Annotated in this window: 25 protein-coding genes; 19 read left to right on the top strand and 6 right to left on the bottom strand. The window is 60.4% G+C overall.

Annotation, left to right across the window (positions count from 1 at the left end):
• Nucleotides 1-80 precede the first annotated feature (80 nt).
• The 4 genes from KVG87_RS08270 (at nucleotide 81) to KVG87_RS08255 (ending at nucleotide 3064) form a co-directional block, all read left to right on the top strand.
• Nucleotides 81-413, top strand: coding sequence for a hypothetical protein (locus tag KVG87_RS08270; RefSeq protein WP_217850150.1), 333 nt, complete (start codon nucleotides 81-83; stop codon nucleotides 411-413).
• Between the two features lie 189 nt (nucleotides 414-602).
• A complete protein-coding gene (locus tag KVG87_RS08265) occupies nucleotides 603-1427 on the top strand; it encodes an oxidoreductase (protein WP_217850149.1) in 825 nt (274 codons plus the stop codon).
• An 18-nt stretch (nucleotides 1428-1445) separates the two neighbouring features.
• Entirely contained in the window at nucleotides 1446-2387 is a 942-nt protein-coding gene (locus tag KVG87_RS08260) for an AraC family transcriptional regulator (protein WP_217850148.1), read from the top strand.
• A 47-nt stretch (nucleotides 2388-2434) separates the two neighbouring features.
• Nucleotides 2435-3064, top strand: a complete 630-nt coding sequence (locus KVG87_RS08255; protein WP_076563305.1) for a DUF3885 domain-containing protein — start codon at nucleotides 2435-2437, stop codon at nucleotides 3062-3064.
• A gap of 7 nt (nucleotides 3065-3071) precedes the next feature.
• Here KVG87_RS08255 and KVG87_RS08250 read toward each other — a convergent pair whose 3' ends face one another.
• Nucleotides 3072-3527 carry a GNAT family N-acetyltransferase gene (locus KVG87_RS08250; RefSeq protein ID WP_076563306.1) on the bottom strand — a complete coding sequence of 152 codons (456 nt, stop codon included), beginning with the start codon at nucleotides 3525-3527 and terminating at the stop codon, nucleotides 3072-3074.
• Between the two features lie 132 nt (nucleotides 3528-3659).
• Here KVG87_RS08250 and KVG87_RS08245 point away from each other — a divergent pair, with 132 nt between their 5' ends.
• A complete protein-coding gene (locus KVG87_RS08245) occupies nucleotides 3660-4073 on the top strand; it encodes a PaaI family thioesterase (protein ID WP_095179649.1) in 414 nt (137 codons plus the stop codon).
• A gap of 98 nt (nucleotides 4074-4171) precedes the next feature.
• On the opposite strand, the gene KVG87_RS08240 is transcribed toward KVG87_RS08245, so the two are convergent.
• Together KVG87_RS08240 and KVG87_RS08235 are read right to left on the bottom strand one after the other, a co-directional pair.
• Nucleotides 4172-5719 carry a GMC family oxidoreductase gene (locus KVG87_RS08240; protein ID WP_217850147.1) on the bottom strand — a complete coding sequence of 516 codons (1548 nt, stop codon included), beginning with the start codon at nucleotides 5717-5719 and terminating at the stop codon, nucleotides 4172-4174.
• A gap of 26 nt (nucleotides 5720-5745) precedes the next feature.
• Complete coding sequence (locus tag KVG87_RS08235) at nucleotides 5746-6519, bottom strand: alpha/beta fold hydrolase (protein WP_217850145.1); 774 nt, start codon at nucleotides 6517-6519, stop codon at nucleotides 5746-5748.
• A gap of 88 nt (nucleotides 6520-6607) precedes the next feature.
• Here KVG87_RS08235 and KVG87_RS08230 point away from each other — a divergent pair, with 88 nt between their 5' ends.
• A complete protein-coding gene (locus KVG87_RS08230) occupies nucleotides 6608-8047 on the top strand; it encodes an HD domain-containing phosphohydrolase (RefSeq protein ID WP_217850143.1) in 1440 nt (479 codons plus the stop codon).
• A gap of 14 nt (nucleotides 8048-8061) precedes the next feature.
• Here KVG87_RS08230 and KVG87_RS08225 read toward each other — a convergent pair whose 3' ends face one another.
• On the bottom strand, nucleotides 8062-8961 hold the full coding sequence (locus tag KVG87_RS08225; protein WP_217850141.1) for a LysR family transcriptional regulator: 900 nt from the start codon (nucleotides 8959-8961) through the stop codon (nucleotides 8062-8064).
• Nucleotides 8962-9169: 208 nt separating this feature from the next.
• Between KVG87_RS08225 and KVG87_RS08220 the strand changes: the two genes are divergently transcribed.
• Nucleotides 9170-9946 (top strand): SDR family oxidoreductase, encoded by a 777-nt coding sequence (locus KVG87_RS08220; protein ID WP_217850139.1) that lies wholly within the window; start codon nucleotides 9170-9172, stop codon nucleotides 9944-9946.
• A 48-nt stretch (nucleotides 9947-9994) separates the two neighbouring features.
• Here KVG87_RS08220 and KVG87_RS08215 read toward each other — a convergent pair whose 3' ends face one another.
• Nucleotides 9995-10888 carry a LysR substrate-binding domain-containing protein gene (locus KVG87_RS08215; protein WP_217850137.1) on the bottom strand — a complete coding sequence of 298 codons (894 nt, stop codon included), beginning with the start codon at nucleotides 10886-10888 and terminating at the stop codon, nucleotides 9995-9997.
• Between the two features lie 95 nt (nucleotides 10889-10983).
• Here KVG87_RS08215 and KVG87_RS08210 point away from each other — a divergent pair, with 95 nt between their 5' ends.
• Entirely contained in the window at nucleotides 10984-12150 is a 1167-nt protein-coding gene (locus tag KVG87_RS08210) for an MFS transporter (RefSeq protein ID WP_186568970.1), read from the top strand.
• 12 nt (nucleotides 12151-12162) lie between these two features.
• Here the strand turns inward: KVG87_RS08210 and KVG87_RS08205 are convergent, their stop codons facing one another.
• A complete protein-coding gene (locus KVG87_RS08205; protein ID WP_217850135.1) occupies nucleotides 12163-13338 on the bottom strand; it encodes a XylR family transcriptional regulator in 1176 nt (391 codons plus the stop codon).
• A 289-nt stretch (nucleotides 13339-13627) separates the two neighbouring features.
• Between KVG87_RS08205 and xylA the strand changes: the two genes are divergently transcribed.
• From xylA to KVG87_RS08150, 11 genes are all read left to right on the top strand, one after another.
• Nucleotides 13628-14944, top strand: coding sequence for a xylose isomerase (gene xylA, locus KVG87_RS08200; protein ID WP_217850133.1), 1317 nt, complete (start codon nucleotides 13628-13630; stop codon nucleotides 14942-14944).
• Nucleotides 14945-15091: 147 nt separating this feature from the next.
• Entirely contained in the window at nucleotides 15092-16093 is a 1002-nt protein-coding gene (xylF, locus tag KVG87_RS08195) for a D-xylose ABC transporter substrate-binding protein (RefSeq protein WP_217850131.1), read from the top strand.
• A gap of 157 nt (nucleotides 16094-16250) precedes the next feature.
• The gene (gene xylG, locus KVG87_RS08190; RefSeq protein ID WP_110599153.1) at nucleotides 16251-17807 is read left to right on the top strand and encodes a D-xylose ABC transporter ATP-binding protein; all 1557 of its coding nucleotides are present in this window, start codon (nucleotides 16251-16253) and stop codon (nucleotides 17805-17807) included.
• Complete coding sequence (locus KVG87_RS08185; RefSeq protein WP_076563313.1) at nucleotides 17808-18944, top strand: sugar ABC transporter permease; 1137 nt, start codon at nucleotides 17808-17810, stop codon at nucleotides 18942-18944.
• Between the two features lie 207 nt (nucleotides 18945-19151).
• Nucleotides 19152-20078, top strand: coding sequence for a DMT family transporter (locus KVG87_RS08180; protein ID WP_217850128.1), 927 nt, complete (start codon nucleotides 19152-19154; stop codon nucleotides 20076-20078).
• Between the two features lie 167 nt (nucleotides 20079-20245).
• On the top strand, nucleotides 20246-21241 hold the full coding sequence (gene dctP / locus KVG87_RS08175; RefSeq protein ID WP_110599143.1) for a C4-dicarboxylate TRAP substrate-binding protein DctP: 996 nt from the start codon (nucleotides 20246-20248) through the stop codon (nucleotides 21239-21241).
• A gap of 62 nt (nucleotides 21242-21303) precedes the next feature.
• The gene (locus tag KVG87_RS08170; RefSeq protein WP_024012587.1) at nucleotides 21304-21936 is read left to right on the top strand and encodes a TRAP transporter small permease; all 633 of its coding nucleotides are present in this window, start codon (nucleotides 21304-21306) and stop codon (nucleotides 21934-21936) included.
• Nucleotides 21933-23216, top strand: coding sequence for a C4-dicarboxylate TRAP transporter large permease protein DctM (gene dctM, locus KVG87_RS08165; protein ID WP_041480541.1), 1284 nt, complete (start codon nucleotides 21933-21935; stop codon nucleotides 23214-23216). Before KVG87_RS08170 ends, dctM begins: the two co-directional genes overlap by 4 nt.
• Before the next feature lie 83 nt (nucleotides 23217-23299).
• Nucleotides 23300-24250 carry a TAXI family TRAP transporter solute-binding subunit gene (locus KVG87_RS08160; RefSeq protein ID WP_217850126.1) on the top strand — a complete coding sequence of 317 codons (951 nt, stop codon included), beginning with the start codon at nucleotides 23300-23302 and terminating at the stop codon, nucleotides 24248-24250.
• A gap of 71 nt (nucleotides 24251-24321) precedes the next feature.
• The gene (locus tag KVG87_RS08155; RefSeq protein ID WP_217850124.1) at nucleotides 24322-26349 is read left to right on the top strand and encodes a TRAP transporter permease; all 2028 of its coding nucleotides are present in this window, start codon (nucleotides 24322-24324) and stop codon (nucleotides 26347-26349) included.
• Nucleotides 26346-26756, top strand: a complete 411-nt coding sequence (locus KVG87_RS08150) for a DUF1850 domain-containing protein (RefSeq protein WP_217850122.1) — start codon at nucleotides 26346-26348, stop codon at nucleotides 26754-26756. The genes KVG87_RS08155 and KVG87_RS08150 overlap by 4 nt, the downstream gene beginning before the upstream one ends.
• The last annotated feature ends 35 nt before the right edge of the window (nucleotides 26757-26791 follow it).

Genomic DNA, 26791 nt, shown 5'->3' with positions numbered 1-26791 from the left:
AACACACCACTGCAACGGGTTAACCAGAGACTGATCTGAACGACCCGGACCTCAATCGAAATTTGACCGGAGTCACCGCCATGAAAACTGTAAGCCAACTGATCGCCGTCGCCACCTTCGCCCTTAGCGCCAGCGCATTCGCCGTACCGAGCAATCAGGAAGACCGTTTCTTCACCCAGGTCAACGACCCACAGCAGACTGTTGCTGCCGATGGTTCGCAGCGTACGCCGCAGGGCCAGGCTCTGGCTGAAAACGGCCGCAACCGCCTCGAGGAACAAGGCCTGGTTGAAGACGGCTATGACAAGACCCCACAAGGCCAGGCCATCGCTGCCGACGGCTCAGACCGCACCGCATTGGGTGAGGCCCTCGCCGCTGATGGATCGGACCGTACACCGGGTCGTCGCGCAGCTTAAGCGCGTGTTGCCGAGACAGGAAAAGTCCTGCGGGTTTGAAACCTGCAGGACTTTTCCGTCTTTTGAGGCAAGACCTGATCGAAAACTCTATTGATAGGAACAGGCAATACTCCGATCCGATTCGGCATCGTCCGCCAGCGTTATCCGCCCTAGCATGGCCTCTCCAATCGCCTGCTGGAGTACAAATCCATGAAGACCCTTTTCATCACCGGTGTCAGCAGCGGCTTTGGCCAAGCGCTGGCCAAAGAAGCGCTCGCTCAAGGTCACAGGATTATCGGCACAGTGCGCAGTGAGTCCGCTCTGGCAGCCTTCGAAGCGCTGTCGCCCGAGCGCGCGCATGGGGTGCTGCTGGACGTTACCGATTTCGATGCCATCGATGGGGTGGTTGCGGCAGTGGAGGATCGCCACGGCCCGGTGGACGTGCTGGTCAACAACGCAGGTTATGGCCATGAGGGGATTTTCGAAGAGTCATCGCTGGAGGAAATGCGCCGCCAATTCGACGTCAATGTGTTCGGCGCGGTGGCGATGACCAAGGCTTTCGTCCCGTATTTCCGCCAGCGCCGCGCGGGGCATATCCTCAATATCACTTCGATGGGCGGCCATATCACCATGCCCGGGATCGCCTATTACTGCGGCAGCAAGTTCGCTCTGGAGGGCATCTCCGACACCTTGAGCAAGGAGCTTGCGCCCTTCAATATTTTTGTCACCGCTGTGGCGCCGGGGTCATTTCGCACCGACTGGGCAGGCCGCTCGATGCAGCGCACGCCGCGTAGTATCAGTGACTACGACGCAAGCTTCGATCCGGTGCGCAAGGCCCGGGAGGAGAAAAGCGGCCAGCAGCTGGGCGATCCGCTGAAAGCTGCACGGGCCATGCTGACCATCATCGACAGTCCAGATCCGCCGGCGCACCTGCTGTTGGGCAGTGATGCGCTGGCGTTGGTGCGTGACAAGTTGCAGCAGACGGCGGAGAGTATTGAGCAATGGGCAGCGCTTAGCCGTTCGACGGATGGCTGAGCAACGCGGAGAACCTCAATGCCGAAACCGAAAGACCCCATCATAGCGCGCATGGTCCAGCTAATGAGCCGGCTCGCCCCGCTGGAAGGTTACAACCTGAGCCCGCTGGACGATGTGCGTTTCCTGCGTTCCAACCGACCGCTGACCCGCACGCCGGTGTTGTACGAACCGGGCATCGTGATCCTTTGTCAGGGGCGTAAACGCGGTTATCTCGGCGATGAAGTCTACGTCTACGACGCTCAGCATTATCTGGTGGTGTCGGTGCCGGTACCCTTCACCATGGAAACCGATGCCAGCGAAGCCGAGCCAATGCTCGCGGTGTACGTGCGTCTGGATTTCGCCCTGGCCGGCGAGCTGATTCAGCAAGTGGATGAGCGGTGGGATTTCCCTACAGCGCAGCCGATGGGCATGTACGCCTCTCCTCTGGACGAACCGCTACGCCGGTCAACCCTGCGTTTTCTTGAAGTGATGAGCGACGATGCCGACGCGCAAATCCTCGGCCCGGCGATGCTGCGCGAGATCTACTACCGCATCCTCACCGGCGAACAAGGCGGCACCCTGCGCGCCGCCATCGCCCAACAGGGCCAGTTCGGCAAGGTGACCCGCGCCATCCACAAGATCCACAGCTGTTATCACCAGCATCTCGACGTAGAGACCCTGGCCGAGGAAGCGCAGATGAGCGTGCCGAATTTTCACCTGCACTTTCGCAAGGTTACCGATTCCTCGCCGATGCAGTATCTGAAGTCGACGCGGCTGCACCAGGCGCGATTGTTGATGCTGCGCAACGACCTGACTGCGGCAAAAACTGCATTTCTGGTCGGCTACGAAAGCGCCTCGCAATTCAGCCGCGATTTCAAACGCCTCTTCGGCCGCACACCCCTGGCGGAAGTTGCGTGGATGAAACAGGCCTATGCGCTGCCGGCACCGTCGATTGCTTCGCCGTTTGTGTCTTCGCACTGACTTCACCCGCGTCTTGAACAACAGAAATCCATATTGAAGGGAAGAAAGTGAATCTGAGAGCTGAGATCGATAACGCATTTGGACCCCAGGCATTCGCCCGTCCGCTTTTCTATTCCTGGCCGGGAGGATTGCGTTTCGAACTCTCCGAAACGGGCGGAATGATCGAGCAATTCCTGACCGCTATGCGCAAAGCCATAACCATCTGCGGCGACATTTTCCAAGGGGACGCATCGTTTGTCGCATGCCTGCGCATTCATTCCGGTCGCAATCGATTCGCCCACCGCAGCACTCTTCGCGCCCTTCAATCTGCTGGAATCGATACTCCATCAGCGCTGTGCATCTGGAGCGAAGAAATAGACAACGAGGAATGGTTCAGTGAGCAAGAGCCGGAATATTGGGTCAACGTCGCCTTCGAAGCGTCTGTCACGAGCATTCAAGCATTACTCTGGTGCGCATTGGCCAAGGACTTCGGTGCTATCCAACCGCGTGCGAACTGTGCTGTCTACCTGTTCAATCTGCCCAAGCGAGTCATGGTCTTTCCCTATGACGACCGAGGCATGGACGTGGTTGGGACCAATACCGAACTGCTTTCGCAGCTTTATCAACGACACTATGCCTGGCTGCTCGACCATGACCGAGCAGCGATGGATGCCACATTCGGCAGGCTGAAACGTTAGGTGAACGCTATCGTTTCAACGTCTTCGCCATGATGATCGTGCGCTCTGTCTGATGAAATTCATCTCTGATCTTCTTGAAGCCGAGCGATGCATAGAAGCCTTCCGCGGTAACCGAGGAAGGAACGCGTAGCAGATTGAAACCTGCATCGATGGCGAGTGATTGAATGCGTTCCATCAACTGTCTGCCAATACCCCTTCCTTGAAAGCTCGAGTCGACAAATACGCTTCGAACAACGTCTCGATCAAGACTTGCCGTTGCGACGATTCGACTGTCGAGCGTAGCGACTAGAACCTGACGCTCAGCCAACAAGCAAAGGATCTTCGAAGGCGAAAAGCTTTCAATTACTCGATCAATGATTTCGGATGAATAGTCGAGAGCATTGCTCTCACAGAGCGTCTTGATGATCGTCTCACTGATAGCCGATGCATCCGCATCTTTCGCAATGTGAATTTGAATATCCATCCCGTAGCTCCTTGCTGGTCAGTTCCGTGTACAGCACTTATCGCAGCAAATTCCCCATCCACATAGTGCTTGCCCCCTCCTGCGACTCCCCGCCCAATCACACAGGTCAGCCACCTGCATCAGGATGGGATCATGAACACCACGGCCATTCCCGAAGGTTTCACTCCATTGACCCGCAGCAGTCCGTTGCTGGATCTGCTCGGCCCAATCTACGCCAGAGGCCACGGCCTGCAATTGGAACTGGGTTTGCTGACCGACTCCCGCCATGCCAATGGTCGCGGCACTTTGCATGGTGGTGTTTTGGCGACGCTAGCGGACGTGGGCATGGGCTACGCCATGGCCTTCTCCAGCGATCCGCCGCAGCCGTTGATCACCGCGAGCATGACCCTGGATTATCTCGGTGCGGTGCAAATCAACGAGTGGCTCGAAGTGCGTCTTGAACACTCCAGAAAGGGCCGCCAACTGGCGTTTGCTGGCGTCAGTCTGCACGTCGGTGAGCGAACGGTTGCGCGCGCCAGTGCCGTGTTCGCCGTGCCGATGAATTGAATCGACTGACTCGACTCATCGACCCAGCTGGACGGCAGGCTGGGATTTGCCGCCCCGCCCGCACGGCCATCACCTATGCGGCCTTGTGTTCGCCAACGTCACCGATACGCAGCCAGAAGCATATCCGCCGCCCGCTCACCAATAACGACACACGGCGCCATCGTGTTGCCAACGGTAATGCGCGGCATGATCGAGGCATCTGCAACGCGCAGCCCGTCGATCCCGTACACGCGTAATTGGTGGTCAACCACCGACAGCGCATCGCGGCCCATTTTTGCCGTGCACGACAGGTGCCAGTAGGTCATCGCCGAATTGCGGATGAACTGTTCCATAGCGCGACGCTCTCTGGGACCGGGCACGACTTCGCGCTTGATCAGCCCATTGAAGGCCTGGCTGTTGCCGAGTGCGCGGCACAGTTCGATCGACGCATGGGCTGCGGCCATGTCCTCGGGCTCGCTCAGGGAGTTCGGCTCAATGATCGGTGCATCCAGCGGCCCAGCACCCGACAACCGCAAGCGTCCGCGACTGGCAGGTCTGGCCAGCCCGGCGAACATGGTCCAACCATGCTCCGGCGGTTGTATGGCGACCTCTGGCGGAGACGGTACCGCGAATGCCAACTGGCACTGCAACAGGTCCGGGGCTTCCAGGCGACTGTCGCTTTTCCAGTACAAGGTGGTTTCACATCCGCTGCCAGCGACCGCCTGGGGTTGTCGGTATTCCCACGTGCAAGCAAACGCCAGATGATCCTGCAAATTCTCGCCCACACCGGGTAAATGAACGACCGGTGCGATGCCGTGTTTTCGCAGTTCATCCGCCGGACCGATGCCCGACTGCATGAGCACTTTCGGTGATTGCACCGCGCCCATGGACAGGATGACTTCAGATGCGGCATGAAAGCGCCGCCGCTTGCCGGCGATCAACACTTCGACACCGACGGCCCGGGTGCCGACCAGCAACACGCGGGTCACCAACGCCCCGGTCAGCACCGTCAGGTTCGGACAGTGCAAGCGTGGCCGGATGTAGGCGTCGTAAACCGACTCGCGCTTGCCCTGTTTGATGCGCAAGTCGGTGACAGCGATCCCTCCTGCGCCTTCCATCATCTCGCCATTGGGACTGTCGAATCGGGGGATGCCCAGATCGCCGGCCGCCTCCAGCGTTGCCAGCGCAAGGGGTTGAGGTGTGGCCGGCTGCTCGACATGTACCGGCCCACCTGAACCACGCCGGGTGGCGTCCGGGCTGCCTTGCCAGTTTTCGATCCTGCGGTAGTAATCGAGCACCGATGCGTAGCCCCAGGCCGGGTCGCCAGATTCGGCAGCGAAATGCTCCCAATCGGCGCGATGGCCGCGCGACCAGACCATCACGTTGATGCTCGATCCACCGCCGAGCCCCTTGCCCATGCTCAACGGTAGCCGTCGACCGTTCAAGCGTGGATCGGCTTGGCCCTCGAATGCCCAGTCGCGCGTGGAGCCGAGGTTCAGCGGCCATTGCGCCGGTTCTGTCACCTCTGGGCCCGAATAGTCTTCGCCGGCCTCAATCAGCAGAACTCGTGCGCCTGACTCATCGGCAAGCCGCGCAGCGACCACGCAGCCCGACGTGCCGGCACCACAGACAATGAAGTCATAGTCGTGATCGCTCCGACGGTTCATACGCCCGCTCCCCTTCGCTGCCGCGATCACTGTTCAGCAACGCTGTGCACGGCTTTGAGAATCACCGCCGCGACTTGCGCCGGCTGCGACTGCTGCGGGACATGGCTGGCGTGCACCTCTTCAAGGCTCGCGCCGATACGCTTGGCGGCAGCACGCTGGACGTCGGGATGAATCATCCGGTCTTCGGTAGCGAGCAGGTACCAGGACGGTTTGGTTTTCCAGGACGAAACGGTGGTTTTATCTTCGAAAGCCGAGGCCTTGATCGGCCCTTGCGTGGCGGTCATGACGGCGGTTTGCGCGGCCGGCAGATCCTGGGCGAAGTCCTTGGCCATGCCTTCGGGGGTCAGATAGAGGAAGCCGTTACCGTCAGCCTTGATCTGACTGATGCCCGGCGGCGTCGGCGCGCCTTTACCCTGTTCGCCACTGGTTTGCCCGGCGTCTGGCGCGAAGGCGGCGACATACACCAGCGCGCTGACTTTCTGGTCGTTCCCGGCTTCGGTGATCACCGTGCCGCCCCACGAGTGACCGACCAGCACCACTTTGCCCTGCTGGTTGTTCAGCGCGCGGCGCGTGGCGGCAACGTCGTCGGCCAGTGAGGTGAGCGGGTTTTGCACAACGGTCACGGCCACGCCTTTGGCTTGCAGCAGTGGCACCACTTTGGCCCAGTCGGAACCGTCAGCGAAGGCGCCGTGTACGATCACCACCGAAGGCGTTGTATCCTGCGCGTGGCTGGCGCCGGCCATGAAGGTACTGGCCAGGGCAAAGGCGACGGTGGCGAATTTCGATTTGATTGTTTTCATTGGATGAGCTCCTGTTCGGGAGTTCAGATTCTGCTGACTGGCCTGCGTTGTGGGCATCGGTCAATTATCCGACCCCGGGGCATTTTTCATGGATAGCGGCTTGCAACTGGACATCTCGCTGGACGGCGCACTGGCAACCATCGCCCAGGTCGGTGACCTCAGCATGGGGCAACCGCTCGGTCATTCCCGGCGCGTTGCCGCTTTGGCGCGGATGCTCGCGCAGGCACGCCACGGCGACGGTGAGCATCTGCAGGTTGCAGAGCAGATTGCCTTGCTGCGCTGGTCTGGGTGCACAGCCAACGCCGAAGGCTTTGCCGACCTGCTGGGCGACGACGTCGATGGTCGCCGCGCAATGCTCGATCTGACCCTGGGCAATGAACAGATGAACGCGGTGCATCAGGCAACCCCGCTGGCCGTGGTGCACTGTGAAGTGTCCGGTGCAATCGCCAAAACCCTCCAGCTCGGAACCGCCGTCGAAGCGGGCCTGTGTCGGGTGTTCGAAACTTACGACGGCACTGGCCGACCGCTGGGCGTAAGCCATGAACACATCCCGGAGGTCGCCTATCAGGTGGTCATGGCCGGTGATCTGGATATTCTCACTCGCGCTCACGGCCTGGACGCGGCGTTGCGCTGGATCAACGAGCAGTCGGATCGGCGCTATCCAGCGTCGCTGGTGTCGTTGCTGGTGGCTAATGCCAAGGCCTGGCTGGCGGAACTCGAAACGCTTTCCACTAAAGTTGAACCCGTGCCTGAGCAGCGTCGTGTTTCGCTGACTTTGGTCGGAGACGTCATTGACTTGAAGCTGCCATGGCTGGCCGGGCATTCGCGTCAGGTCGCGCATGTTGCCGTGGAAGCGGCACGCCTGTGGGGGCTGAGTGAGCCGACTTTGGCAAACATTGGCAAGTCCGCGCTGATTTACGGTCTCGGCCGCGCAGCCGTTTCCAATCACCTATGGAATAGCCCAGGGTCGCTGCCCTACGGTGCGGCAGAGCGAGTGCGGCTGGTGCCTTACTGGACGCAACAGGCGCTCCGACCGGTTCCTGAACTGACCGCGCCCGCCGAGATAGCCACCCACGCGTATGAACGGCTCGATGGCAGCGGCTATTTTCGCGGCGTGGCCGGTGATGCACTGAATGCCGAACATCGGCTGTTCGCCACCTCGGTCGCCTGGGTAGCGTTGAGGCAAGCCCGGCCATGGCGAACAGCCCACGACGAAGCCGCAGCCGCCACGCTACTCAAACAGGATGCTGGCCGTGGTCTGTTCGACAACGATGTCTGCGAAGCGGTCATTGCCGCCGCCAGTGGCGAGCGCCGCCTGCGGCAACCCAAGCCTTCGCTGCTGACAGCCCGTGAGTGCCGCATTCTTCTGGAGATCAGCCGTGGCGCCAGCAACAAACAAGTCGCGCAACTGTTGGCTATCAGTCCGAGCACGGTACGCACGCACATGGAAAGCATCTTTCGAAAATTGCAATGCTCGACCCGGGCAGCCGCCACCTTGAAGGGGCTGACGATGGGCTTGATCGCCTGAATACCGTGCCGGGGTCAAGCCTGACTGGCGCGCGCCAACTCAATGAATGCCCTGGCGGCCGCAGAGGGATTGCGGCGGTTCGGGTAGTACAGGCACAACCTGTCTCGAGGCGGCGTCCAGTCCTCGAGTACCTGCACGAACTCGCCGGTGCGGATTTCGTCACGAACGTCCTGCTCCATGAAAAAGCCCAGCCCCATGCCCGCCTGCACCGCGACCTTGACCACGCTCGATTCATCCAGCGTAAGCGGACCGCTCACATCCAGGCGGGTAACTTCTCCGTCCCGCTCGAAATACCAAGGGAAAATCGCCCCGTTCGGTAGTCGCACACGGATACATTGATGCCCGAGCAGCTCGGACGGCGTGCGCGGTTTGCCCTGTTGTTCAAAGTACGCTGGCGAACCGACCACTGCGTACCGCTGCGGCGGCCCTACGGGGACCACAATCACGTCGTTGGGCACCAGGCCTGCCGAGCGCACGCCGAAATCGAAGCCGTCAGCCACGATATCCACCAGCCGGCCTTCGGTTACAAGGTCAATATGGACTTTCGGATGCTGCTGCAAAAACTCGATCACCAGTGGCAGCAACGCCGAACGCGCAGCACTGGCGAAGGCGTTGATGCGCAACGTGCCCGAGGGTCCGGCGTTTTGCGAGCGCACTGCATCGAGTGCCGCACGCAAATCCTGCAAGGCTGGCCCCACCTGTTCGAGAAACACTCTCCCCGCTTCGGTGATGGCGACGCTGCGGGTGGTGCGGTTGAACAGTCGCGATTCGAGGCGCGCTTCCAGTTGCGCAATGGTGTTGCTCAGCGCGGTGGTGGAGACGTCGAGATCAATGGCGGCGTGGCGAAACGACCCCCTTCGCGCCACGGCTATGACGGCGTCCAGTTCATTGAGGGCCAAGCGATCCTGAACCATGCATTGTCCTGTTTTTCGGGATAGGTCATTAAGATTTGTCCCAGTTGAACAAACTATCTGCGTCGCAGCAAGATGACTCCAGTTCATCAATCAGGAGTCAGCCAATGAACCTTCAACTTCCCGCCTCCGCGCAGACGTATGTCACGGTTAACAATGCGAACAAAATCTACGACGCAATCGATCGATTCCGTGCTTCGGAGATCTCGCCATGCTGAATTCAGGATTGACTGGCAAGCGGGTCCTCGTCACCGGCGGCACCAAGGGAATCGGCAAAGCAGTGGTCGAGTGGTTTCTGGCCGAGGACGCAAAGGTCATCACCTCGGCTCGGCAAGTGGACGTCGAAATGCCGGGAGCACTGCTGGTTGCGGCTGATCTTTCGACACGGGAAGGTTGTGACGCACTCATCGCTGCGGTCCAACAGCAACTGGGCGGCGTCGACATAGTGATCCATGTCCTGGGTGGCTCGTCGGCCCCCGGTGGTGGTTTTGCAGCGCTGGACGAGGAGCAGTGGCAACGCGAGCTCAATCTGAATCTGCTGCCGGCGGTGCGCCTCGATCGCGCCCTGCTGCCGGGCATGCTCGAGCGTTGTAATGGCGTGGTGATCCATGTCACGTCCATCCAGAGTCGGCTGCCACTGCCGGAATCCACCACAGCGTACGCGGCGGCCAAGGCTGCGCTGTCGACCTACAGCAAAAGCCTGTCGAAAGAAGTGTCACCCAAGGGGGTTCGCGTGGTGCGGGTATCGCCGGGCTGGGTTGAAACCGAAGCGTCGGTGGCATTCGCTGAGCGACTCGCGCAGGAGGCAGGCACTGACTATCAAGGTGGCAAGGACATCATCATGCAAGCCTTGGGCGGTATCCCGCTCGGCCGCCCATCGACACCGGCTGAAGTGGCTGAGCTGATCGGGTTTGTGGCGTCGCCGCGAGCGGCGTCGATCACAGGGAGTGAATTTGTGATCGACGGCGGGACCATCCCGACAATCTAGCCGGCAGTTTGCGGGTCAGGGATGACTCGCTGAATCCGACCGGCACGCTTACATCCGATGCTGCTCCAGCAAAAAATCCACAAACAAGCGCACCCGCACCGGCATCGCCGCGCCGCCCACGAACACGGCATGAATCGGTTCCTCATCGCCCGGGTTGAACGCTTGCAGCAGCGGGATCAGCGCGCCGCGCTGCAAGTCTTCCCTGACGGTGAACTCGCCAATCCGCGCAATGCCGGCGCCGAGTCTGGCGAACTGGGCCAGTGCTTCGCCGCTGCTGCATTCGATGTTGCCGCTGACCTTCAATGAAAAATCCTCGCCGTCGCGGATAAACGGCCAGTTGGCTTCGGCGCGGCGGAAGTTGAAGCGCAGGCAGTTGTGCTTGAGCAGGTCTTCCGGTTCGAGGGGTGTGCCGTGACGTTTCAGATAGTCGGGCGATGCCACGACCACCTGGCCGGTGTGGCCGAGCCGGCGTGCGGTCAACGGGCTGTCGGGCAGATGGCCGAAGCGTATGGCGACGTCCGCCTGGCCGGCGAGGATGTCGACGACTTCGTCGCCGAGGCTGAGGTCGACGACGATGTTCGGGTAACGGGCGGTGAAGGCTGCGACCAGCGGCACAATGGTCAGCCGTCCATGGCCAAGGGCGGCACTGACGCGCAAGCGGCCCTTGGGTACGCCTTGATCAGTGATGGCCCCTTCCACTTCGTCCATGTCGGCGAGAATCCGCCGGGCACCGCGCAGGAAGGCCTCGCCCTCGGCGGTAAACGTCAGCGCGCGGGTCGTGCGCAGCAACAGACGAGTGCCGAGTCGCTGTTCGGCGCGGGCGATGATCCGACTGACCGCCGAAGGCGTAAGCCCCAGCGCACGCGCGGCCGCTGAGAGGCTGCCCTCCTGCGCCACGGTGACGAACACGCTCATTTCCCCTGATCTACCGTTGAAGTCCATTCGTGCCTCTTACGCAAAGGTGATTGCCAAAATCGCCATCTACCGCCTGAAAACGTTGGATCGTAGCATTGGCGGCATAGATAAGGAGACTTTCCATGCGTATCAATCCACCACTTGTTGCACTCGCTGTCGGCGCCTTTGGCATCGGCGTCACCGAGTTCGCGCCGATGGGCATGTTGCCCGGCATCGCTGCCGATCTCGGCGTTTCCATTCCCGCTGCGGGGTTGCTGGTCAGTGCCTACGCCTTAGGCGTGCTGCTCGGCGCGCCGCTGATGACCCTGACCACCGGCAAGATCCCGCGGCGCTATTTGCTGATCGGACTGATGGCGATTTTCACCCTGGGCAATCTGATGTCGGCGCTGGCCACCGATTACTCCAGCCTGATGGTCGCCAGGGTGATCACCTCGCTCAATCACGGCGCATTCTTTGGGGTTGGTTCGGTGGTCGCCGCCAGTGTGGTCGCGCCGGAAAAACGTGCCGGCGCCGTGGCGGCGATGTTCATGGGCCTGACGTTGGCGACTATCGGCGGTGTGCCGCTGGCAGCCTGGTTTGGTGACCTGTTTGGCTGGCGCACCGCGTTCTGGGGCATTACCGGCCTCGGCGTACTGACCATGATCGCCTTGTGGTTCGCCCTGCCCAATCTGAAAGCAGAGCAAGGCGCGGGTGCGCTGGCGGAAATTCGTGTGCTAGGCCGAGGTCCGGTGTTGGCCGCGCTGGCCCTGACCGTGGTTGGCTCAAGTGCGATGTTCACCGTGTTCACCTACATCGCGCCGATCCTCAGCAGCGAGACCCACGCCTCCGCCGCGTTCATCACCGCCATGCTGGTGTTGTTCGGAATCGGTTTGACGCTGGGCAATATGTGGGGTGGCAAGGCTGCCGACCGTTCGATCGACCGCACCCTGATCGTGTCGCTGAGCGCATTGATTGTGGTTTTGCTCGCATTCACTGTGCTGATGCGCTGGCCGCTGCCGGCCGCGGTGGCCATTCTGATCTGGGGTATCGCCAGCTTCGCTCTGGTGCCGCCGCTGCAGATGCGCGTGATGGAAGCCGCCAAGGACGCGCCGAATCTGGCTTCGGCGGTGAACATCGGTGCGTTCAATTTTGGCAACGCGATCGGCGCGGCGCTGGGTGGCGCGGTGATCAATGCCGGGCTGGGTTATCCGGCAATTTCCCTGGCCGGCGCGGCGATGGCTGGTCTGGGCCTGCTGATGGTGCTGACGTTCGCCTGGCGCTCCAGAGCCAGTGCCGCTGCGCTGGCGTAAGTCTTCGCAGCGCTATGTGCCGCCATGCTGATATTCGCGGGGCGTGCAGCCGAACTCGCGACGGAACACCGTGTGCAGATATTGCGCAGACTTGAAGCCGCAGGCCTGGGCAATGTCGGCAATCGCCGCATCGGTGTTCTTCAAACCGCTGGTAGCCGCCGCCAGTTTGAAACGCAGAATCTCGTCATGCACGCTGCAACCGCGCTCGGCGCGGAAATGCGCTTCCAGTGATGAGCGCGACACGCCGACATAGGCCGCCACTTGCGCGGTCTTGATGCCTTGGCAGGCATATTGGCGGATGAACAGCAGCGCTTGCATGACGTAGGGATTGCCCAGCGGTTGGTGCAGGCTCGACACCTGCACGTTGACCGCGTCCGGCGGAATCAGGATTTGCGTACCGGTGGACGGCATGCCGTGGAGCATCTGGTGCAGCAGTTGCGCGGCGGTGCGGCCCATGGTTTCGGTGCCCTGAATCACCGAACTCAGCGGTACGCGAGTCAGGCTGCGGGTCAGCGGGTCGTTGTCGATGCCGATCAGCGCGACCTGCTCCGGCACGGCAATGCCGGCGGTCAGGCAGGCTTGCAGCAACTGCCGGGCGCGGGCGTCGCTGACGGCGATGATGCCGATTGGTTTGGGCAGGCTGTGCAGCCAGGCGATCAGTTGCTCGACGGCGCTGTCCCACAGCGGTGCGCTGGTGCCCATGCCGCGATAGATCTCGGCGTGCAGGTCGTCGCGCTGCATCAGTTTGCGAAAGGCTTTCTCCCGCTCCTGCGCCCAGCGATTGGCCTGCGCCTCAGGCAGACTGAAACAGGCAAAGCGCTGCAACCCCGCCTCGACCAGATGCGAGTAAGCCAGCGTGATCAATGCGTTGTTGTCAGTGGCAACATAGGGAATCGCTTTCGGATAGGCGCGCGCATCCTCGTAGGAACCGCCCACCGCCACCACCGGCAAATGAATGTCGGCCAGCGCCTCGCCGATCAGCGGATCGTCGAAGTCGGCAATGATCCCGTCACCCTGCCAACGCTCAATGCCCTTCAAGCGGCAAAGAAAGTCCTCTTCCAGAAACAGGTCCCAGGAAGCGCGGGTGCTGCTCAGGTAGTTGCCGATGCCGCTGATGATTCCACGGTCGTAGATCTTGCTGCCGTTGAACAACAGGGCGATGCGGTGCACGGGCGGTAGGCTTTTCATTCAGGATCCGGATTTTGCCTCAAGCCATTCGCGAGCAGGCTCGCTCCCACACAGTTTTGTGAACGACACGAATCAAATGTGGGAGCGAGCCTGATCGCGAAAGCGGCCTCAAATTGTTTTTGTACTGTTCCGGGCCGCCATGTCGCGGCGACGATGGACACAGACTAGGCCTGCGAGCGCTGAAGCTCAATACGCAAAATCGCACTCGCAGTTGAGGCTTTTCATAATCAGCGGGCACGGGGCCGTTGCTAGTATCGAGACACCGCCAAGAACAACAAGGACAAGGTCCATGCAGTATTTCCCCAATATCGAGCCGGTTCGCTACGAAGGCCCGAACAGTGATTTGCCCCTCGCTTTCCGCCACTACGACGCCGACAAACTGATCCTCGGCAAACCCATGCGCGAACACCTGCGCATGGCTGCCTGCTACTGGCACACCTTCGTCTGGCCGGGCTCCGATGTGTTCGGCGCCGGCACCTTCAAACGCCCCTGGCAACGCAGTGGCGAACCGCTGGAACTGGCCATCGGCAAGGCTCAAGCCGCATTCGAGTTCTTCAGCAAACTGGGCATCGATTACTACTGCTTTCACGACACGGACGTCGCCCCCGAAGGCAACTCGCTAAAGGAGTACCGCGAACACTTCGCGCAAATGGTCGACCGCCTCGAACAACATCAGGAACAAAGCGGCATCAAGCTGCTCTGGGGCACCGCCAACTGCTTCAGCAATCCGCGTTTTGCCGCCGGCGCTGCGAGTAATCCCGATCCGGAAGTGTTCGCCTGCGCCGCTGCGCAAGTGTTCAGCGCGATGAACGCCACCCATCGCCTCAAAGGCTCCAACTACGTGCTGTGGGGCGGTCGTGAAGGCTACGAAACCCTGCTCAACACCGATCTGAAACGCGAGCGCGAACAACTCGGGCGCTTCATGCGCATGGTGGTCGAGCACAAGCACAAGATCGGTTTCACCGGCGACCTGCTGATCGAACCCAAGCCACAGGAGCCGACCAAGCACCAGTACGATTACGACAGCGCCACGGTGTTCGGCTTCCTCCAGCAGTACGGTCTGGAGAAGGAAATCAAGGTCAACATCGAAGCCAACCACGCGACCCTGGCCGGCCACAGCTTTCATCACGAAATTGCCACGGCTGCCTCGCTGGGGATTTTCGGCAGCATCGACGCCAACCGTGGCGATCCGCAGAACGGCTGGGACACCGACCAGTTCCCCAACAGCGTCGAAGAAATGACCCTGGCGACCTATGAAATCCTCAAAGCCGGCGGCTTCAAGAATGGTGGTTTCAATTTCGACTCCAAGGTGCGCCGGCAGAGCCTCGACGAGATCGACCTGTTCCACGGTCACGTTGGTGCCATGGACGTTCTTGCCTTGTCGCTGGAACGCGCCGCCGCGATGGTTGAGAACGATCAACTGCAAGTGCTCAAGGATCAACGCTACGCCGGCTGGCGTCAGCCGTTCGGGCAAGCGGTGATGGCGGGCGACTTCAATCTCGAGTCGCTGGCCGAGCACGCGTTTACCAACGAGCTGAATCCGCAAGCCGTCAGTGGCCGTCAGGAAATGCTCGAAAACATCGTCAACCGTTACCTGTATCGCTGATCGCCGAGACCCTCTGCCGACGCAACGACGCTGTGACAATTGCACGACAATTCTGTGCCTGCTGCGTCGGCAGATTCTCTACAGTTCTACCAGCCCGATTCATCGTCAGGCCGTGTCTTTCCAACAAAAATAAAAGGACGCACCACCATGAAGAACTTGAAACGTACGCTGTTGGCCAGTGCCCTGGCGTTGTTGGCCATGCCGGTAATGGCCGACGCCACCCACCCGAAAATCGGTTTCTCCATTGACGATCTGCGTCTGGAACGCTGGTCGCGCGACCGCGATTACTTCGTCGCGGCGGCAGAAAAAATGGACGCCAAAGTCTTCGTGCAATCGGCGGACGCCAACGAGCAGAAGCAGATTTCGCAGATCGAAAACCTCATCTCTCGCGGCGTCGATGTGATCGTCATCGTGCCTTTCAACGCGACAGTGCTGACCAACGCCGTGGCCGAGGCGAAGAAAGCCGGAATCAAAGTGGTGTCTTACGACCGGCTGATTCTCAACGCCGATGTCGACGCCTATATCTCCTTCGATAACGAAAAGGTCGGCGAGATGCAGGCCGGCGGCGTGCTGAAAGCGGCGCCCAAGGGCAATTACTTCTTGCTGGGTGGCGCGCCCACCGACAACAACGCCAAGATCCTCCGTGAAGGCCAGATGAAGGTGCTGCAACCGGCCATCGACAAGGGCGATATCAAGATCGTCGGGCAGCAGTGGGTCAAGGAATGGAACCCGACCGAAGCGCTGAGCATCGTCGAAAACGCGCTGACCCGTAACGACAACAAAATCGACGGCATCGTCGCCTCCAACGACGCCACCGCTGGCGGCGCCATCCAGGCACTGGCCGCGCAGCAGTTGGCCGGCAAGGTGCCGATTTCCGGTCAGGACGCCGACCTCGCAGCCGTCAAACGCGTGATCGCCGGCACGCAAACCATGACCGTGTACAAACCACTGAAACTCATCGCCTCCGAAGCGGCCAAGCTCTCGGTGCAACTGGCGCGCAACGAAAAACCGGCCTACACCTCGCAGTACGACAACGGCAGCAAAAAGGTCGACACCATCCTGCTCACGCCAACCCCGTTGACCAAGGACAACATCGACTTGCTCGAACAGGATGGCTTCTACACCAAGGCGCAGATTGCCGGGCAGTGATCCGGTCGTAAATCTTGATCAGACCTGTGGAAGCGAGCCTGCTCGCGAAAGCGGAGTGTCAGTCAGTAAAGCTCTGTCTGAAAAGACCCCTTCGCGAGCAGGCTCGCTCCCACACAGGTTCAGTGGTGTTTGAGTTCCTGGTATACGAGCCTTTTCCATGTCCGACTATCTGCTGCAAATGAACGGCATCGTCAAAACCTTCGGCGGTGTCAAAGCGCTCAACGGCATCGACATCAAGGTCCGGCCCGGTGAATGCGTGGGCCTGTGCGGCGAGAATGGTGCTGGCAAGTCGACGCTGATGAAGATCCTCTCGGCGGTCTATCCCCATGGCACCTGGGACGGCGAAATCCTCTGGGACGGGCAACCGCTTCGGGCGCAATCGATCAGCGAAACCGAGGCCGCCGGCATCGTCATCATCCATCAGGAACTGACCCTGGTGCCGGACCTGTCGGTGGCTGAAAACATCTTCATGGGCCATGAGCTGACGCTGCCCGGCGGGCGCATGAACTACCCGGCGATGATCCATCGCGCCGAAGCGTTGATGCGTGAATTGAAAGTGCCGGATATGAACGTGTCGCTGCCGGTTTCGCAGTACGGCGGCGGTTATCAGCAACTGGTGGAAATCGCCAAGGCCCTGAACAAACAGGCGCGTCTGCTGATCCTCGACGAACCCTCCTCGGCCCTGAGCCGCTCGGAAATCGAAGTGCTGCTGGACATCATCCGTGACCTCAAAGCCAAGGGCGTCGCCTGCGTCTACATCTCGCACAAACTTGATGAAGTCGCCGCCGTGTGCGACACCATTTCGGTGATCCGCGACGGCAAACACATCGCCACCACCGCCATGGCCGACATGGACATTCCGCAGATCATCACGCAGATGGTCGGGCGCGAAATGAGCAACCTCTACCCCAGCGAGCCGCATGAAATTGGCGAGGTGATTTTCGAGGCGCGCCACATCACTTGCTACGACGTCGACAACCCCAAGCGCAAACGGGTCGACGACATTTCCTTCAGCCTCAAGCGCGGCGAGATTCTCGGCATTGCCGGGCTGGTCGGCGCCGGCCGCACCGAACTGGTCACCGCACTGTTCGGCGCCTACCCCGGACGCCACGAGGGCGAAGTCTGGCTGGACGGCCGACCGATCGACACGCGCACGCCGCTGAAAGCGATCCGCGCCGGCCTGTGCCTGGTGCCCGAAGATCGCAAGCGTCAGGGCATCATTCCCGATCTCGGTGTCGGTCAGAACATCACCCTCGCCGTGCTCGAGAGCTATTCGAAAATGACCCGCATCGATGCCGAAGCCGAGCTGGGCTGCATCGACCGGGAAATCTCCCGTCTGCATCTGAAAACCGCAAGTCCCTCCCTGCCGATCACCAGCCTGTCGGGCGGTAACCAGCAGAAAGCCGTGCTGGCGAAAATGCTGCTTGCCAAACCGCGCGTGCTGATTCTCGACGAACCGACCCGAGGCGTGGACGTCGGCGCCAAGTACGAGATCTACAAATTGATGGGCGCGCTGGCCGCCGAAGGCGTGTCGATCATCATGGTTTCATCGGAACTGGCCGAAGTGCTCGGCGTCTCCGACCGCGTGCTGGTGATCGGCGAAGGCCAGTTGCGCGGCGACTTCGTCAACCATGAACTGACCCAGGAACAGGTACTCGCCGCCGCCCTCAGCCAGCCGGGCAGCCATAACAATAATGATCGGAAAACCGCGTAAATGAATCAGGTCAAACAACTGTTCACCCGCTACAAAATGCTCGCGCTGGTATTTGCCGTGGTGCTGATCTGGCTGTTCTTCAGCTGGCAGACCGAAGGCGGTTTCCTCACCCCGCGCAATCTTTCCAACCTGCTGCGGCAGATGTCGATCACCGGAATCCTCGCCTGCGGTATGGTGCTGGTGATCATCAGCGGCGAGATCGATTTGTCGGTGGGTTCATTGCTCGGCCTGCTCGGCGGCCTCGCGGCGATACTCGACGTGGTCTATCACATTCCGCTGCTGGCGAATCTGAGTCTGGTCGCCCTGTGCGGTCTGGTCATCGGGCTTGCCAACGGCTACATGGCGGCGTACTTGCGCATACCGTCATTTATCGTCGGGCTCGGTGGCATGTTGGCGTTTCGCGGCATTTTGCTGGGGATCACCGGCGGCACCACCATTGCCCCGGTATCGCCGGAGCTGGTCTACGTCGGCCAGGGTTATCTGCCCCACGCGATCGGCACCGGCCTGGGTGTGCTGCTGTTTGTGCTGACGGTGTTCCTGACCTGGAAACAACGACGCAATCGCGCCCTGCATGGCCTGGCGGCGCATTCGCTGGTGCGTGATGTTGTGCGCGTGCTGGTGATCGGCGCGGTGCTGGCCGGTTTTGTTCAGACCCTCAACAGCTATGACGGCATTCCCGTGCCGGTGCTGCTGTTGCTGATTCTGCTCGGCGTGTTCAGCTACGTCACCAGCCAGACCGTGTTCGGCCGCCGGGTCTATTCGGTCGGCAGCAACATGGAAGCGACCCGCCTGTCCGGCATCAATGTGCAAGCGGTCAAGCTGTGGATCTTCGGCATCATGGGCGTGATGTGCGCACTCGCCGGCGTGGTCAACACCGCACGCCTCGCCGCCGGCTCACCGTCCGCCGGCAGCATGGGCGAACTCGACGCCATCGCCGCCTGCTTCATCGGCGGCACCTCCATGCGCGGCGGCTCCGGCACCGTCTACGGCGCCCTCCTCGGCGCACTGGTGATTACCAGCCTCGATAACGGCATGTCCATGCTCGACGTGGATAGCTACTGGCAGATGATCGTCAAGGGCAGCATTCTGGTGTTGGCGGTCTGGGTGGATGTGAGTACGCGAACGGCGCGGCGTTGAACGCGGGGCCAATCTGGAGGATTCCAACGGTTTTGTTCGGGAAGTCGCTGTTCGAGAGCTTTGCAGGCAGCAGTCCGGCGAGGCGTTGTCGCTGTTGATCCAACCACTGAAAGATGGAGTTCCCCTGGTTCGCGAATTGACAGCGGCGGGCATCAAGCATTACTTGTCACAGGATCGCAATTCACTGACGGAACAGGAGCACGGTGCGTGAGCAAGCACAATGCGAGCAGCGACAGCGTTTCCAAGGGCATAGTGCTGATCAGCGCTGCTGTCTTTCTGCTCTCGCTGGCCGATGCAGGGGTCAAATACTTCAGCGCACGCCTACCGCTCTGGCAGCTGTTCCTCCTGGTGTCTTGTCTGTCGGTTCCCGCCCTTGGAGTCTGGCTCGGCAGGCGCATCAGATCGGGCCGCCAGGGGATTGCTTCGGTGTACTGGGTGACCGTCCGGAGCATCCTGCTGTTGTTGATGTGGGTGACGTATTACGCGGCATTACCGCTGATTCCATTATCAGTCGCTGCCGTGGCGATCTATACGACGCCCCTGTTCATTGCGCTTTTTTCCACCCTTTATGGCGGTGAACCGTTATCACTGCGTGGCTGGATGGCGATAGGAACAGGCTTTGCGGGTGTCGCAACGGTGTTACGTCCAGGCTCGGACATCTTCGTTCTCGCAACGCTGCTGCCCGTCATCGCTGCTGTGTTCTACGCGCTTGCGATGGTAGTGACGCGCCGACATTGTCGCAGTGAACATCCACTGGTATTGGCTCTGGGATTGAATACTGCTTTTCTCGTCGCCGCCAGCATCGGCGGTATCGCTTCGCTGATGGTCAGTGACGCGGCTGCCACAAGTGGCGGTTTTCTACTCTCCCCATGGCAAACGCTTGATTGGCAAGTGACGCTGTTCATCTTCTGTTACGCCTGCGCTCTGATCTTCATCAACACCGCTACCGCCAAGGCTTATCAAATCGCGCCCGCGGCACTTATCGGAACGTTTGATTACGCCTACCTGGTTTTTGCCTGTCTTTGGGGTTACGTGCTGTTCCACGAGGTCCCGGATATTTTTACATGGGCAGGAATGGCGTTGATTTTGATTGCCGGCTTGCTGGTAATCCGCGCCGAAAAAGATGGCCAGTAACTTTACCTGAGAAAGTTGGCAGTCCGGCCTTCTGACAGTGTTTTGCCCTTTCTCGTCAATTCCCCGGCAAATCAGATATTTCTGCCTAGACTTGAACATGTCCCGGCACTTGAACGCGTTCAGCGCGTCGAGCGGTCATCACAATAAAAACAAGAGGAATCACCCAGATGCTCAGATCTCTGTTCAGCGCACTTGCCTGCGCTTTGGCGGTAAGCAGCATGAACCCGGCCATGGCGGCAGACCCGGTGATCATCAAGTTCTCGCATGTGGTCGCTGACCAGACGCCCAAGGGGCAAGGTGCGTTGCTGTTCAAGAAACTGGTCGAGGAACGCTTGCCGGGCAAGGTCAAGGTCGAGGTGTATCCCAACTCCTCGCTTTTTGGTGACGGCAAGGAAATGGAAGCCCTGTTGCTCGGCGATGTGCAGATGATTGCGCCATCGCTGGCCAAGTTCGAGCAGTACACCAAGTCCGTGCAGCTGTTCGACCTGCCCTTCCTCTTCAATGACATCAACGCTGTCGACCGCTTTCAACTGAGCCCGCAGGGTCAGGGCCTGCTCAAATCCATGGAAAGCAAAAACATCACCGGCCTGGCTTATTGGCACAACGGCATGAAACAACTGTCGGCCAACAAACCACTGCGTGTACCGGCGGATGCGCGCGGCCTGAAGTTCCGGGTGCAGGCCTCGGCCGTACTGGAGGAGCAGTTCAAGGCGGTGCGCGCCAATCCGCGCAAGATGAGTTTTGCCGAGGTATACCAAGGCCTGCAGACCGGTGTGGTCAACGGGGCGGAGAATCCTTACTCGAACATCTACAGCCAGAAGATGCATGAAGTGCAGAAGTACATCACCGAATCCAACCACGGTGTACTGGACTACATGCTGATCACCAACACCAAGTTCTGGAACGGCCTGCCGCCCGACGTGCGCAGCGAACTGGACAAGATCGTCGTGGAAGTCACCACCCACGTGAACAAGGAAGCCCAGCAACTGAACGAGGGGGACAAGCAGCGCATCCTTGCCGCCAAAACCACGGAAATCATCACGCTTACGCCAGAAGAACGTGGGCAATGGCGCGATGCGATGAAACCGGTGTGGAAGAAATTCGAAGGCGAAATCGGCGCTGAGCTGATCTCTGCCGCCGAAGCCGCAAACCAGGCGCAATAATCCCAAGGCAGGCGCCGCTGCGTCGGCGCCTGCCCGTCTTCACTCGACGTGAGATGCCATCCATGAAAGCGCTTCGGCGAATCTGGGAACACTTCGAGGAAGGCTTCATCGTCTTCCTTCTGGCGGCCATGACCCTCGTCACGTTTGTCTACGTGATCCTCAATAACTTCTACAGCCTGTTTTACTGGCTCGCCGATCATTGGCCGGCAGCGAGTGTCCCGTTGTTCGCCGTTGGCGATCAGATCATGGGCATGGCGCAGGCCATGACCTGGAGCACTGCCCTGACCAAAGCGCTGTTCGGCTGGCTGATTTTTTTCGGCCTGGCTTATGGCGTGCGCACCGCCGGGCATATCGGTGTCGACGCACTGGTCAAACTGGCGCGCAGATCGGTACAGCGCTACATCGGCATTTTGGCCTGCCTGTGCTGTCTGGCCTACGCGGGGCTGCTCGCCGTCGCCAGCTTCGAATGGATTGAAACCTTGATGAACGCCGGTATCGGTGCCGAGGATCTCGGCCATTTCGGCGTCATGCAGTGGCATATCGGGTTGATCGTGCCGCTGGGCTTCGCGCTGGTGTTCATCCGCTTCGCTGAAATTCTCCTGCGCATCCTGCTTAACCGTCAGACCGGCCTCGGGCTGGCCGATGAAGCGGCCGACGCGCTGAAACTTGCCGAACACGAGGATGACAAGCCATGACCATTGCCTTCCTGTTCGTGGCCCTGTTCGCCTTGATGTTCATCGGCGTGCCGATCGCCATTTCGCTGGGCCTGGCCGGCTCCTTGACGATCATTTTCTTCAGTCCCGACTCGGTGCGCTCGCTGGCGATCAAACTGTTCGAGACCTCGGAACACTACACGCTGCTGGCCATTCCGTTTTTCCTGCTGGCCGGGGCCTTCATGACCACTGGCGGCGTCGCCCGCCGGCTGATCGACTTCGCCAACGCCTGTGTCGGGCATATTCGCGGCGGCCTGGCCATCGCGGCGGTGCTGGCCTGCATGCTGTTCGCCGCCCTCTCCGGTTCAAGTCCCGCCACGGTCGCTGCGGTGGGCTCGATTGCGATTGCCGGGATGGTCCGTTCCGGCTACCCGCAGGCGTTCGGCGCAGGGATCATCTGCAACGCCGGTACGCTGGGCATCCTGATCCCGCCGTCGATTGTGATGGTGGTTTACGCCGCTGCTACAGAAACCTCCGTGGGCAAGCTGTTCATGGCCGGCGTGGTGCCTGGCCTGCTGCTGGGCACGGCATTGATGGTGGCGATCTACATCGTCGCGGTGAAGAAAAATCTCCCCGCCTTGCCGCGTGCGACGCTTCGCGAGTTTCTGAGTACGGCACGCCAGGCAATATGGGGCCTGTTGCTGATGGTGATCATCCTCGGCGGCATCTATTCGGGCATGTTCACCCCGACCGAAGCTGCCGCAGTGGCAGCCGTCTATTCGGCCTTCATCGCTTTGTTCGTCTATAAGGATCTGACCTTTCGCGAGACCCCCAAGGTTCTGCTCGACTCGGCCAAGCTGAGCATCATGCTGATGTTCATCATTGCCAACGCCATGCTGTTCGCCCACGTGCTGACCACCGAACAGTTACCTCAACAAATCACTGCCTGGGTGATCGACGCCGGCCTGACGCCGGTGACGTTCCTGCTGGTGGTCAACATTGTGCTGTTGATTGCCGGCGCGTTCATGGAACCGTCAGCGATCATCCTGATCCTGGCGCCCATCCTGTTTCCCATCGCGATGAAACTGGGCATCGATCCGATTCACCTCGGCATCATCATGGTGGTCAACCTTGAGATCGGCCTGATCACGCCACCGGTGGGCCTGAACCTGTTCGTGACCTCGGCGGTGACCGGCATGTCCTTGCCCGCCACAGTCAAAGCCGCGATGCCCTGGTTGTCGATTCTGCTGTTGTTCCTGATCCTGATTACTTACGTGCCATGGATCTCACTGGTGCTGCCGAACTGGCTGGGGATGAACTGACGTCGTGACGATCACGTTCAGCCGGGAACGGCTAGAGTGCAATCACTCTGCTTAAAACCATAACAAGACGGAGAAGTGCCCCCATGCGAGTCAAAACACGTTTTGCCCTGCTGGCCGCCGCCACGCTGACCCTTAGCAGTGCTGCGCAGGCCGCGCCCGTGTTCATCAATATCCTCACCGGCGGAACCAGCGGGGTTTACTACCCGATCGGGGTCGGTCTATCGCAAATCTACAGCGACGGTATTGCCGGTTCGAAGACATCGGTGCAGGCCACCAAAGCGTCGGTAGAAAACCTCAACCTGCTACAGGCCGGTCGCGGCGAATTGGCCCTGGCTTTGGGCGACTCAGTGGCCGACGCCAAAAACGGCGTGGAAGACGCCGGTTTCAAAGCGCCGCTGACCAAATTGCGCGCCTTGGGCGGTGCCTATCCCAATTACATTCAAATCGTCGCCAGCCAAGAGTCGGGGATCAAAACCCTCGCCGATCTCAGGGGCAAGACCATCTCGGTCGGCGCCCCCAAATCCGGCACCGAACTGAATGCGCGGGCGATATTCAAGGCGGCCGGTCTGACCTACGAGGACATGGGCAAGGTGCAATATCTGCCGTTTGCCGAATCGGTGGAATTGATCAAGAACCGGCAACTGGATGCCACCCTGCAATCGTCGGGACTGGGCATGGCCGCCATTCGCGACCTGTCGTCGGTGATGCCGCTGAACTACGTGGCTATCCCGAGTGAAGTGGTGGCAAAAATCGGCAATCCGGCCTACCAGAGCGCAATGATTCCGGCCAACACCTACGACGGACAGGCCGAAGCCGTGCCCACCGTGGCAATCACCAATATTCTGGTGACCCGCGCCGACCTGCCGGATGACGTCGTCTATGACATGACCCGCCTGCTGTTCGACAACCTGGGGCGCTTGGGTAACTCCCATTCGGCGGCCAAGGACATCAAGCTGGAAGCGGCCGCGAAAAACCTGCCGATCGCGCTGCACCCCGGCGCCGAGCGCTACTACAAGGAAAAAGACGCTTTATAAGCGCTTGTGCGCAGTGGCGTGACGGCCACTGCAGCGTCGATTCCTTTGCGTGTTCATGAGGAAGGCAGCCAATGAGTGACGAGCATCACGGTATTTCCGCGAACCCACGGGACTGGCCGAAAACCCTGTTTTACGTAGCGTTGCTGTTCTCGATTTTCCAGATCATCACCGCAGCCTTTTCCCCCCTCTCCAGCCAGGTGCTGCGTGCGGTCCACGTCGGCTTCCTGCTGTGGGTGGTGTTTCTAAGTTATCCGGCACACGGCACAGACCGTCCGTGGCAACCGCTGGCCTGGCTGCTGAGCCTGGCCGCCATCGCTACCGCGCTGTATCAATGGGTGTTCGAGGCCGACCTGATCCAGCGCTCCGGTGACCTCACCTCGGCCGACCTGATGATCGGCATCGTATTGATTGCCCTGGTCTTCGAAGCTGCGCGACGGGTCATGGGCATTGCGCTGCCGGTGATTTGCGGGCTGTTCCTGGCGTACGGCCTGTTCGGGGAATACCTACCCGGCGAACTGGCCCATCGCGGCTACGGTTTCGACCAGATCATCAATCAGCTGTCGTTCGGCACCGAAGGGCTGTACGGCACGCCGACCTATGTGTCGGCGACCTACATTTTCCTGTTTATCCTGTTTGGCGCATTCCTCGAGCAGGCCGGCATGATCAAATTGTTTACCGACTTCGCCATGGGCTTGTTCGGTCACAAGCTGGGAGGCCCGGCAAAAGTGGCCGTGGCCTCGTCGGCGCTGATGGGGACGATCACCGGCTCCGGGATCGCCAACGTCGTGACCACCGGGCAATTTACCATTCCGCTGATGAAGCGCTTTGGTTATCGCGCCGCGTTCGCCGGCGGCGTGGAAGCCACCTCCAGCATGGGTAGCCAGATCATGCCTCCAGTGATGGGCGCGGTCGCCTTCATCATGGCTGAAACCATCAATGTGCCCTTCGTCGAAATCGCCAAGGCGGCGCTGATTCCGGCCCTGCTGTATTTCGGCTCAGTGTTCTGGATGGTCCATCTGGAAGCCAAGCGCTCCAACCTCAAGGGCTTGCCCAAAGACCAATGCCCCAGCGCTTGGGGCGCGGTAAAAGCCCGCTGGTATTTACTGATTCCTCTGCTGGTTCTGGTGTACCTGCTGTTTTCCGGGCGCACACCGCTGTTCTCCGGCATGGTCGGCCTGGCATTGACTGCCATCGTGATTCTCGGCTCGGCGATCATTTTCCGGGTGCACAGCTTTGGCCTGCGCTGCGCGTTCTGGATTGCCCTGGGCGTGCTCTGCACAGGTTTTTTCCAGCTTGGCATCGCGGTGATTTTCGCGGTCATTGCCGTCCTGGTGCTGGTCTGCGCTTTCATCAAGGGCGGTCGCGAAACGCTGCTGATCTGCCTGCACGCGCTGGTCGAGGGCGCCCGCCACGCGGTACCGGTGGGCATCGCCTGCGCACTGGTCGGCGTCATTATCGGCATCGTTTCACTCACTGGCGTCGCTTCGACGTTCGCTGGCTACATTCTCGCCATCGGCCGCGACAACCTGCTGCTGTCACTGATCCTGACGATGATCACCTGCCTGGTGCTGGGGATGGGCATTCCGACCATTCCCAACTACATCATCACCAGCTCGATCGCCGCGCCTGCCCTGCTGGAACTGGGCGTGCCACTGATCGTGTCGCACATGTTCGTGTTCTACTTCGGCATCCTCGCCGACCTGACCCCGCCGGTCGCCCTCGCCTGTTTTGCCGCCGCGCCGATTGCCAAGGAAAGCGGCTTCAAGATCAGCCTGTGGGCCGTGCGCATTGCGCTGGCCGGTTTCGTCATCCCGTTCATGGCGGTCTACAACCCGGCGCTGATGCTGCAAGGCGACAACTTGTGGGCGACTGCCTACATGCTGATCAAGACTCTTCTGGCGGTTGGTCTCTGGGGCATGGCGTCGACCGGTTTTCTGCAACAGAAAATGCTGCTTTGGGAACGTTTGCTCAGTCTCGGTGCGGGCGCCCTGCTGATCGTGGCACTGCCCGTGACCGATGAAATCGGCTTCGCACTCGGGATTCTGGTAATCGTGCAACACGTCTGGCGCTCGCGGCGCGCCGCAGCGGCCAATGCATGATCGGCTTGTGCCTGGGTCTGGCCGGCAGCATTTGGGCACAGTTGCCGGTAGCGAACTTCACCCTGGCATGGAACCACAGCATCGAAAAGATCCGCTGGGAGGAAGACTACCGCGTCACGGCCCAAGGTCTGGTTCTTGAACAGGCCAGGGTTCGCGGCAACGGCGCAGGCATGGAGATACCCGACGATGCCCGGCTGGAGAACGGTAGTTGGCATTTCCGACGCCACTTGCCGCCGCTGCAACCACTGCAATTAGGCCGAACCCCGGAGGCCGGTGATTACCAGTTATGCATGGATGGCAGGTGCGAACTGGTCAGCCGATGGGTTGGGCCGGCCAATATCAGCCAGCCGTTTTTGCAGTTGTGGAGTTGCGAAATGACTTCGCTATCGCCATCGCATGATGGTTAGCCAGGAAGCCGTGGCGAGCTGTCGCCAACATCGCC

The sequence above is a fragment of the Pseudomonas siliginis genome, from assembly GCF_019145195.1.
Lineage (GTDB): Bacteria > Pseudomonadota > Gammaproteobacteria > Pseudomonadales > Pseudomonadaceae > Aquipseudomonas > Aquipseudomonas siliginis.
Note: the sequence above shows the minus strand (reverse complement) of the source record. Positions and strands in the feature narration are given on the sequence as shown.